The 9561-nt window shown below is 34.8% G+C and carries 10 protein-coding genes and 1 tRNA gene; 8 read left to right on the top strand and 3 right to left on the bottom strand.

Features of this window, described 5'->3' with window-relative positions; all coding sequences use genetic code 11:
- The first annotated feature begins 170 nt into the window (after window positions 1–170).
- Window positions 171–686, top strand: a complete 516-nt coding sequence (locus FOL89_RS16055) for a hypothetical protein (protein WP_144283785.1) — start codon at window positions 171–173, stop codon at window positions 684–686.
- Between the two features lie 65 nt (window positions 687–751).
- On the opposite strand, the gene FOL89_RS16060 is transcribed toward FOL89_RS16055, so the two are convergent.
- The 3 genes from FOL89_RS16060 to FOL89_RS16070 are packed head-to-tail and all read right to left on the bottom strand — an operon-like array spanning window position 752 to window position 2961.
- On the bottom strand, window positions 752–1441 hold the full coding sequence (locus FOL89_RS16060; RefSeq protein WP_144283786.1) for a Bax inhibitor-1/YccA family protein: 690 nt from the start codon (window positions 1439–1441) through the stop codon (window positions 752–754).
- 28 nt (window positions 1442–1469) lie between these two features.
- Window positions 1470–1886, bottom strand: coding sequence for a hypothetical protein (locus FOL89_RS16065; RefSeq protein ID WP_144283787.1), 417 nt, complete (start codon window positions 1884–1886; stop codon window positions 1470–1472).
- Between the two features lie 40 nt (window positions 1887–1926).
- Window positions 1927–2961, bottom strand: coding sequence for an acyl-CoA reductase (locus tag FOL89_RS16070; protein ID WP_144283788.1), 1035 nt, complete (start codon window positions 2959–2961; stop codon window positions 1927–1929).
- A gap of 59 nt (window positions 2962–3020) precedes the next feature.
- On the opposite strand from FOL89_RS16070, the gene FOL89_RS16075 reads away from it, so the two are divergent.
- From FOL89_RS16075 to FOL89_RS16105, 7 genes are all read left to right on the top strand, one after another.
- Window positions 3021–3371, top strand: a complete 351-nt coding sequence (locus FOL89_RS16075; RefSeq protein WP_144283789.1) for a 4Fe-4S binding protein — start codon at window positions 3021–3023, stop codon at window positions 3369–3371.
- Window positions 3372–3489: 118 nt separating this feature from the next.
- Window positions 3490–4554 carry a 3-phosphoserine/phosphohydroxythreonine transaminase gene (gene serC, locus FOL89_RS16080; protein WP_144283790.1) on the top strand — a complete coding sequence of 355 codons (1065 nt, stop codon included), beginning with the start codon at window positions 3490–3492 and terminating at the stop codon, window positions 4552–4554.
- Window positions 4555–4669: 115 nt separating this feature from the next.
- Complete coding sequence (locus FOL89_RS16085; RefSeq protein WP_144283791.1) at window positions 4670–5629, top strand: D-2-hydroxyacid dehydrogenase; 960 nt, start codon at window positions 4670–4672, stop codon at window positions 5627–5629.
- Between the two features lie 7 nt (window positions 5630–5636).
- The gene (locus FOL89_RS16090; RefSeq protein WP_144283792.1) at window positions 5637–6881 is read left to right on the top strand and encodes a DUF1015 domain-containing protein; all 1245 of its coding nucleotides are present in this window, start codon (window positions 5637–5639) and stop codon (window positions 6879–6881) included.
- Between the two features lie 53 nt (window positions 6882–6934).
- The gene (locus tag FOL89_RS16095) at window positions 6935–8335 is read left to right on the top strand and encodes a M28 family peptidase (RefSeq protein ID WP_144283793.1); all 1401 of its coding nucleotides are present in this window, start codon (window positions 6935–6937) and stop codon (window positions 8333–8335) included.
- A gap of 237 nt (window positions 8336–8572) precedes the next feature.
- Window positions 8573–8660: transfer RNA gene (locus FOL89_RS16100), tRNA-Ser, on the top strand.
- Between the two features lie 251 nt (window positions 8661–8911).
- Window positions 8912–9493, top strand: coding sequence for a phage integrase SAM-like domain and Arm DNA-binding domain-containing protein (locus FOL89_RS16105; RefSeq protein ID WP_144283794.1), 582 nt, complete (start codon window positions 8912–8914; stop codon window positions 9491–9493).
- Window positions 9494–9561: the final 68 nt, after the last annotated feature.

The following is a 9561-nucleotide window of genomic DNA, read 5'->3' on the forward strand; positions in this document are numbered from 1 at the left end:
TTTAAAGAATAATTTTAACAATTAATTTTTAAGCGAAATACGTAAATATATTCAGAATAAAAATTGATAAGAGATTCTCAGCGATTAGAAGTTTCATCAGATTATGGTCGTTTTTGCATGTAATTTGTTATTTTAGCCAATATAATTTCATTTAACATAATATTTACCTTATGAAAAAAATTACAGCTATCATGGCTTTATCTGTTTTTTTAATTCAATGCAATAAAAAAAATGATACCGTAAATTCTATAGCCAAAAATGATTCATTATCAATGAATACGGAAGCTGAATCTGAAAAAGAAATGGACACTCTGAATGCCAAAACTTATTGCTATATCGGTGTCACAGGCAAAGACAGCGTTTTTGTGAGCATAGATGATAATCTTGGAACTTTATCTGGTAAAATGAGTTACAAAAACTTTGAAAAAGACAGTTCTAAAGGTGAATTATCCGGCTTTAAATCTGGTGATACTCTGAAAGTTACCTACGAATTTGCCTCCGAAGGAATGAACAGCAAAAGAGATATTTTCTTTATACAGAAAGACAATATGCTGATTGAAGGCATTGGAAATCAAAAAGATGACAACGGAATCATGCGCTATGCCGATGAAAATAAAATTGACTACAAAAGCGGACAAAACTTGAAATCTGCGGACTGCAAAATAGTGACAAAAGCATTAAAATAGTTCAAAAAAATCCTGATATTTATACCTTATATCAGGATTTTTTTTATGTAAAACTATTGATTATTCTAGCTTCTTCTGCTCATCAAAATTCTTAGAATATACCAGAATAAAAGCATAATTGAAGCAAAAAGCTGTAAAGAAGCACCCACGTACTGGTCTGTTGAATAAGCATCTTTCAGTTTACTTGTTTGGTATAAAATTGTTGCAGAAGCAAGAATCACCATTCCCACAGAAAACCAAAGCCCAAGATTGAAGCCGAAAATCATACCGGCAACGATCAATCCCAAAGCAATAAATCCTCCAATAGCGATGATATTTCTAAGAAACGAAAAGTCTTTTTTAGAAGTGAACGCAATAAAGGAGATCCCCGAAAACATGGCTACAGTAAGTGTTGCTGACTGAAAAATAACCACTCCACCTCCTGTATATGCCATTGCCATATACATCATCGGCAGAAAAATAATTCCCTGAAGAAGTACATAAACTCCCAACCCGAAATATTGTGTAGATCTGCTTTGTGCCATAGACCATTTTGTAGCCAAAAAAGAAGCCAGCCAGAAAACTCCCAAAACCAAAAGCCAGCTGTATCTCTGCCCTACCATCATATAAATCATCTCAGCAGGAACTACGTTTAGCAATATAGTTTCTACCGCAATAAATGCAACTATTGCCAAGGCAACATGCAGGTAAGTTTTTTTGTAAAATTCAGCTTTTTCAATATCTGTAGAATAAGCTACCAAAGAATCATTCATCATATTATTTATATATTATATTTATCTTTTTTTATCTGCTGTAATATGGTATTATCTTCAGAATTTTCCCATCGTTTTGAAAAATAACGGTAATAAGATCTTTTGGGGAAACCGATGGATCCGATTCATATTTGTACTGAACAGCAGGATACATGACACCATCAGTTTCAATATTTCCGGTTTGATGTATTTTCATTTTTCTTTCAAAGCTGATTCCTCCCGAAAGATTGTGTATTAAAAGATCAGAGTCTTCTGTCTTAAGCTGATCCGAAATTAAGCGGCTTACCTGACTTTTATCTGACTTTTTCAATGCACTAACTAAATCAAAAAACGATTGATTGTACACCTCTACTCTATCTTTTGGTAAATCTGCCTTTTGAATTTTTATATTTTGGGCAGAAAATAAAGATACTGTCAGCAAATAAATAATACAGCAAAGTGTTTTCATTTTAATCTATTTAAAACCGACTCAATTTAATAAAAATAAATCAGATAACCTCCAAAAATTTCATTGTATCAACATTATCTGCATAAGTATCCAATCCCGGGTTCTGCGCTTCTCCGAAAGAAACTGAATTGAATCTCAGTTCATCTTTTGCTACCACACACTGAATATTTTCTTCGTTTTCAGCCACAAAGCTTTTCACTTCATCCAAAGAATCGTATCTGCTGAAATTAATTACAGAAAGCGGACTGAATAATTTATCATCTTCCTTCAGCATTACAAAGTTATTATCCCAGAATTTATCCTGATTCAGAAGATAAACCGCTCTGTTGTACTCATAATTATTGGCATATTTATTATGATTAATCACGTCCTGAAACTCAATAAAACTTTCAAACAGTCTGTCAATTAAAAAATCTTTGGGAATAAAAACTCTTGTTACATTTCTGCATCCCAATCCGAAATACTGAAAAATATCTTTAGCTAAAAGCTTTAGTTCAGTTTCCGTTTCATCTCCTTTCAGAACAGATACAGAAGTTCTGTTTTTTCTGATAATACTGAGATGATTTTTAAAATAAAATTCAAGATATCTTGCTGTATTATTGCTTCCTGTGGCTATCACTGCATCAAAATTTTCAAGTCTCTCCACCAGTTTAAAACTGATGGGTTCTTCAGAAAATTCGTTCCATTTCTTTAATAAAAAAGGAATCATCAGTTTATCTTTTGATGAAAGCTTTATCAGAGGAATATGGTTGCTGAGTATCACCGAGATTACATCATGCCATCCAACCAGAGGAATATTTCCTGCTAAAATAAGCCCGACTTTTTTGCAAGTTTTGGAAAGAGAATATTCGCTAAGCCACGAATTCAAATTTTCCACCGTCATCAACTCTGCCCACTGTTTCAATGCATACTTCTGATTTTCAATGGTAAACCAGGGGTTTTCAATTTCAGATCTTTTTAAGATACTCTCAAATTCAGCATCATTTTCGTTAAAAAACTTTGGTTCTTTTGCTAAAAAGTCTGTGATATACCTGCTTAGTCTGCTGAGTCCTAAAACTCGTTTTTCGTTGTTCATAATTACTGCAAAATTGGGGAATATTTTGTAATTTTGTGCAAATTTAAAAAAAATTAGCGATGGCTATTAAAATAACTGATGAATGCATTAACTGCGGAGCCTGCGAACCGGAATGTCCCAATAATGCAATTTATGAAGGAGCAGTAGACTGGAAAGCTTCAGACGGTACAGAACTTTCAGGGATTGTCACTCTTCCTTCAGGTCTTACGGTAGATGCCCACTCACCGCAGGAACCTGTAAGTGATGATGTTTATTTTATCGTTACAGATAAATGTACTGAGTGCAAAGGCTTTCACGAAGAGCCACAGTGTGCTGCAGTTTGTCCTGTAGATTGCTGCGTTCCGGACGAAGATCACGTAGAATCTGAAGAAGCCTTACTGAATAAAAAAGCATTTTTACACGGTGAATAAATACTGCCGTCTCATCCAGCATGAGACGGTTTTTTAATTTTTAAGGATAATTCAATCAAATTATATTATAAATAAATGCTGATCTTAATCTGAGAAAAGCAATTTAAAAACAGAAAAAATGAGCAAAAAACATAATTTCAGTGCAGGACCATGCATTTTACCACAGGAAGTATTCGAAAAATCGGCAGCTGCTATTTTAGATTTTAACGGAATTGGCTTATCTATTCTTGAAATTTCTCACAGAAGTAAAGATTTTGTAGCGGTAATGGATGAAGCTCGTGCCATTGTAAAAAGATTGATGAATCTTGGCGATGAATACGAAGTTTTGTATCTGGGAGGTGGAGCAAGTCTTCAGTTTGCAATGGTTCCGTACAATCTGATGAAAGTAGGCGGAAAGGCTGCTTATCTTGATACCGGAACATGGGCTGCAGGAGCCATAAAAGAGGCTAAGAAAGTAGGAAATGTGGATATTGTGGGCTCTTCTAAGGAAGAAAATTACTCATTTATACCAAAAGATTACAAAGTAGGTGCAGAATATGATTATTTTCACTGCACTTCCAACAATACAATTTATGGAACTCAGATGAAAACCTTTCCCGAAACGGATACATTGATGGTTTGTGACATGAGTTCTGATATTTTTTCAAGACAGCTTGATTTTTCAAAGTTTGATTTAATATATGCCGGAGCTCAGAAAAATATGGGACCTGCAGGAGTAACTTTAGTAGTAATTAAAAAAGAGATTCTCGAAAAAACAGGAAGAGAAAACATTCCTTCTTATTTTGATTACGCACAGCATATCAGTAAAGAATCTATGCTGAATACACCTCCCGTTTTCCCGGTATATGCATCTCTCCTAACCTTACAGCATCTTGAAAACAATGGTGGAATTGCTGCTGCAGAAGCTAGAAATGAAGCGAAAGCCAAATTACTCTATGACGAAATTGATTCTAATCCTTTGTTTGAGACTTTCTGTGTGAAAGAAGACCGTTCTTTGATGAATATATCATTCAAACTGCTTGATGAGACAAAGAAAGAAGAATTTGATGCAGCATGGAAAGCAGCCTCAATCAATGGACTGAATGGTCACAGAAGTCTGGGAGGTTACAGAGCAAGCATCTACAATGCTCTGCCTATTGAAAGTGTACAGGTTCTTGTAAATGTGATGAGATCAATAAAATAGTATTATCAATCTTAAATCTGATAGATAATTAACATTATTTTAAAAATTCTTAATTTGCGGATCAATTAAGTATTTTTAGATATTTAGTTTTTATATATTAAAATTCAAATAAAAAATGAGAGTTTTAGCTAACGATGGAATTTCAAAAGCCGGACAAATTGCTTTAAAGGAAGCGGGAATTGAGTTACTTGAAAACAGAGTTGCTCAGGATCACGTTATCAATTTCATCAACGAAAACAACGTAGATGTGCTTTTGGTAAGGAGCGCAACCAAAGTTAGAAAAGACTTGATAGACGCTTGTCCGAATCTTAAAATTGTCGGAAGAGGCGGTATAGGAATGGACAATATTGATGTAGAATATGCCATTGAAAAAGGACTGTATGTAATCAACACTCCTACTGCTTCATCAAAATCTGTTGCAGAATTGGTTTTTGCTCATTTCTTTTCATTAGCACGATTTTTACACGAATCAAACAGACTGATGCCTTTGGAGGGAGAAACACATTTCAATGCCATGAAAAAGTCATTCAGTAATGCTTATGAACTGGCTGGTAAAACTTTAGGAGTAATTGGATTCGGAAGCATCGGTCAGGAAGTGGCAAAAATGGGAATTTCTTTAGGAATGAAGGTAAAAGTTCTCACCAGAAAGCCAAGAACAGAAGTTTTAACCTTAGAGTTTTTTGACGGACAAAAAGTTAATTTTGAAATCACTTCTATCAACAATACCGATGAGTTTTTAAAAGACACAGATTTTATCAGTATCAACACTCCGCAAACCACAGAGTATATTATTGATACTCCTCAGTTCGAAAAAATGAAGGACGGAGTTTATATTGTCAATACAGCAAGAGGCGGGGTAATAAACGAAGTTACATTACTTGATTTTATAGAATCCGGTAAAGTAGCGGGAGCGGCTTTAGATGTTTTTGAAAACGAACCGGCTCCGGAATTGATATTATTAATGAATCCCAACCTCTCTCTCACCCCTCATCTTGGCGGAAATACCGTTGACGCACAAGAGAAAATAGGTACCGAGCTGGCCAAACAAATAATCGAAATTAAAAAGAAACTATAAAATATATATGCCTGTTTTTAAACCTTTCCGTGGAATCAGACCTCATAAAGATCATGAGGCTACATTTCCCACACATCCTTTAGATAATTATTCACAGAGCGAAATTGCAGAAAAAGCACAAGTAGAAAAAACGTATATCAACATGATTAAACCCTATGTTGTGAGCAAATCTAAAGATGTAGACCGGAATCTGAGGAAAATACGTTCCACTTTTGAAGAATTACTGGAAGAAAATATTCTTGTTCAGGACAATTCTGCCTATTATCTTTACGAACAGATTTATCCTAACAAACAGGTATTCAGAGGACTTTTAGGTTTATCAAGCATTGAAGATTTCTGGGCAGGGAAAATAAAAAGGCACGAAAGTACCATTCCCCAGAAAAAAGAAAAACTCGCACACTACCTTGAGAAGGTAAATCTTCAGGCAGAGCCGGTACTTCTTACCTACCCTTCCAATTCAAAGATTGAATTGCTGATGAATCATGAGGAAAAAAATGTTCCTATTTTTAATCATACAGACACGGTAGGAATCAGACATAAAATCTGGAAAATTGATAACCGTCTGAAGTTACAGCAGTTCAAGGAAGTGATTGATCAGATTGATTCATTTTACATTGCAGACGGTCACCACAGGATTGGATCTACTGCACTTTACGCCAAACGTCTGAAAGAAAAGAACAAACGTCACAACGGTACTGAAGCTTATAATTTTGTATACAGTTTCATCGTATCCAATCAGTCTATAAAAATTCATGACTATAATAGAATTGTCAAAAGTCTGGGTGATCTTTCAGGTGATGATTTTCTAAAAAAAATTGAAAAATATTTTCTTATTCATGAGAAAGGTGAAACACCCTACTACCCTTCCCAGAAATTTCATATTTCTATGTATATGGAAGGTAAATTTTATTCATTACACGTAAAACACGATCTGAGATCTCAGGAAATGTCTTTAGATAACCTGGATCATCATATTTTAGATAAATATATCTTTAATGATATTTTAAATATTGAAGATTCTGACAGTTCAGACGAAATATCTTATGTAAAAGGTACATCAAACATTGAAGGAATCAATCTTTTAAAAGAAAAAATTGATAATGGCGAAGGTAAGGCAGGATTTGGTATATATCCGGTAAGCTTTAATGATATGATTAAAATTTCAGATTTGAAGCTGAGAATGCCTCCGAAGTGTACTTTTATAGAACCAAAATTGATCACGGCATTGTTAATGTACGATATGAAGCAATAATTATCTATTTTTTTGTTTATTTTTATGCTCCGAAAAGAAAGCGGTCAGTAAAAATGAAAAAAATCTTACTCATCATACTTCCACTCTTTTTGAGTGGATTTTTATTTTCACAAAAAAGATACCCTTCCCGAAAGCTAAAACCGATCCCTAGATTCAATTATCAGGAAGAATTTAAAAAAATTTCGGATGAAATCTTTCTTCATGGTACGGCGTATGATAATCTGGGTGAGCTTACTAAAGGGATTGGAGCAAGATTCAGTGCAACTCCGGGATATGCAAAAGCTACCGAATGGGCAGAAAAAAAACTAAAGGAAGCCGGAGCAGAAAATATATGGAAGCAGGAAGTAAAGGTTCCGATTTGGATAAGGGGAAAAGAATCTTTACAAATAAAAACCTCATCCGGTGACTGGAAAAATATCAGGATGCTTTCTTTCGGTAACTCCGAAGGTACAAAAGGTAAAGACATGATTGCAGATATTCTTTTAGTAAATACTGCACAGGAATTAGTGAATCTTACCACAACACAGGTTAAGGATAAAATCGTATTTGTCAATTATATGATAGATCCTACAATCATCAATACCACAGATTCTTACCTGATTGCCGCAAAATCTAAATTATTAGCAGCCTCCGTAATTGGTAAAAAAGGAGCAAAAGCATTAATCATCCGTTCATTAACGACCGCTTCAGATGACATTCCGCATGCAAAAATGATTTATTATGAGCCAGATGATAAAGCGAGAATTCCGGCTTTAACAATCGGAGTAAGATCTGCTGATGAACTGGAAAAACTTTTGAAAACCCAAACGGTAAAAGCTAAAATCAATATGATGGCAGAATCAAAAGGTGAAACGGTTAATCATAATATTATCGGTGAAATTCCGGGTAAAAAAGACAACAAAATAATCCTTATTGGTGCACAGCTAGATTCCTGGGATTTTGCAGAAGGAGCTCATGATGACGGAGCCGGAGTAGCGCAATGCATTGAAGTTTTGCGTACATTTAAAGCTTTGGGATATGATAATAACCATACTCTAAGAGTCGTATTATATGCCAACAGCGAAAATGGTGGTCAGGGACGAGATATGTACGAAGCTCAAGCAAAAAAGAAAGAAGAAAAACATATTTTTGCTTTAGGTACAGATGCAGGAGGTTATTCACCTCGTGGATTTTCTCTTGATATGTCACCACAGAGGAGAAGGCTTATTTTTGAGTGGAAAAACTATTTTTTACCATATGGAGTATATGATTTTGAACAAACTGATGCCATTCAGGATATTGCCCCTCTGAAAAAGCTGAATATTCCTCTTGCAGAGCTTGTTGTAGACACTCAGAGATATTTTGATTATCATCATTCGGAGAAAGACACTTTTGATAAAGTCAGCAAAAGAGAATTACTTTTGGGAGCGGTAGTAATGACACAGATGATTTTTATGATTGATAAAAATTGGTAAAAAAAGTAATTGAATATCCGCAATGAATCATCGTAAAAATCTTTGCGAACCTCAGAACTAGAAAACGAGTGAAAAGCAATTAAGTATTCAAAGAATCTTTGCCGACTTTGCATTAAAAAATTTTCAATATGATCAAAAGCAGACAATCATGAAAAAATATTACAAAATTTTCTTGGTCAAAATAAAAAAACATTTTATATTTGCACCACTAAAAACAACGATATAATCGAAGTTTAAGGAGAGTTGGCAGAGTGGTCGATTGCGGCAGTCTTGAAAACTGTTGACTGTAACAGGTCCGGGGGTTCGAATCCCTCACTCTCCGCCAGGTTAGAAACCAAAATAAGCTAAAACGCTGTAAACATCAATGTTTACAGCGTTTTTTGTTTTAGCGCAGTATCAAAAAAAACCAAAATAGGTCACGATTTATATGTCCTATTTCGTGTCCCATTCAAAAAATCACAAAAATGGGTCACGAAAAATCAAGGAAAGCCCGACCAATAGGCAGTCTAACGATTGTACATCTTGCAAAAAGTGGTAACAAAAAGTAAATTATTAAACCATTAAAGTTATCACACAATGAACAAAACATTCAACCTGTTATTCTTTATCAAAAAGAATAAAATCAGAACCAACGGAACCGCTCCCATCTACTTACGAATTACGATAGACGGCAAGGCAGCAGACATTGCTGCCAAAAGGTATATCGATCCGAAGAAATGGGATGTTAAAGCACACAAGGCATTGGGTAATTCGCAAGAAGCCAAAACGCTGAATCTCTATCTTAAAACTTTGGAACAGAAAGTTTACGATTTCCACTATCTGATGCTGAAAGAAGAAAACTTTGTAACGGCAGAGAGTTTAAAATCTAAACTGCTTGGAACTGATATTGAGCAAAGAATGCTTATTCCGATATTCCAAGAGCATAATGACAAAGTGGAAGCTTTGGTCGGTCAGGATTTTGCTCCAGGAACATTGGAACGCTATAAAACATCTTTAAAGCATACCCAGGAATTCATCAATTGGAAATATAAAGTTTCTGATATTGATATCACGCAAATCGATCACGGTTTTATCAGTGATTATGATTTCTGGCTGCGCAGTGTGCGTAAATGCGGAAACAATACGGCTGTGAAATATCTTAACCTGAGTTCGGTTTAAGCAAAGTTTAAAAATAGTTGACCGTCATTTACCTTTTTCAAGTTGAGTGACGGTTTCTTTGGAAAGAA

The sequence above is a fragment of the Chryseobacterium echinoideorum genome, assembly GCF_007474535.1.
GTDB classification, from domain to species: Bacteria; Bacteroidota; Bacteroidia; order Flavobacteriales; family Weeksellaceae; genus Chryseobacterium; species Chryseobacterium echinoideorum.

Excerpts from the sequence above, each read along its gene's own strand:
- FOL89_RS16055 (WP_144283785.1), top strand. The coding sequence starts at position 171 with ATGAAAAAAATTACAGCTATCATGGCTTTATCTGTTTTTTTAATTCAA.
- FOL89_RS16060 (WP_144283786.1), bottom strand. The coding sequence starts at position 1,441 with ATGATGAATGATTCTTTGGTAGCTTATTCTACAGATATTGAAAAAGCT.
- FOL89_RS16065 (WP_144283787.1), bottom strand. The coding sequence starts at position 1,886 with ATGAAAACACTTTGCTGTATTATTTATTTGCTGACAGTATCTTTATTT.
- FOL89_RS16070 (WP_144283788.1), bottom strand. The coding sequence starts at position 2,961 with ATGAACAACGAAAAACGAGTTTTAGGACTCAGCAGACTAAGCAGGTAT.
- FOL89_RS16075 (WP_144283789.1), top strand. The coding sequence starts at position 3,021 with ATGGCTATTAAAATAACTGATGAATGCATTAACTGCGGAGCCTGCGAA.
- serC (WP_144283790.1), top strand. The coding sequence starts at position 3,490 with ATGAGCAAAAAACATAATTTCAGTGCAGGACCATGCATTTTACCACAG.
- FOL89_RS16085 (WP_144283791.1), top strand. The coding sequence starts at position 4,670 with ATGAGAGTTTTAGCTAACGATGGAATTTCAAAAGCCGGACAAATTGCT.
- FOL89_RS16090 (WP_144283792.1), top strand. The coding sequence starts at position 5,637 with ATGCCTGTTTTTAAACCTTTCCGTGGAATCAGACCTCATAAAGATCAT.
- FOL89_RS16095 (WP_144283793.1), top strand. The coding sequence starts at position 6,935 with ATGAAAAAAATCTTACTCATCATACTTCCACTCTTTTTGAGTGGATTT.
- FOL89_RS16105 (WP_144283794.1), top strand. The coding sequence starts at position 8,912 with ATGAACAAAACATTCAACCTGTTATTCTTTATCAAAAAGAATAAAATC.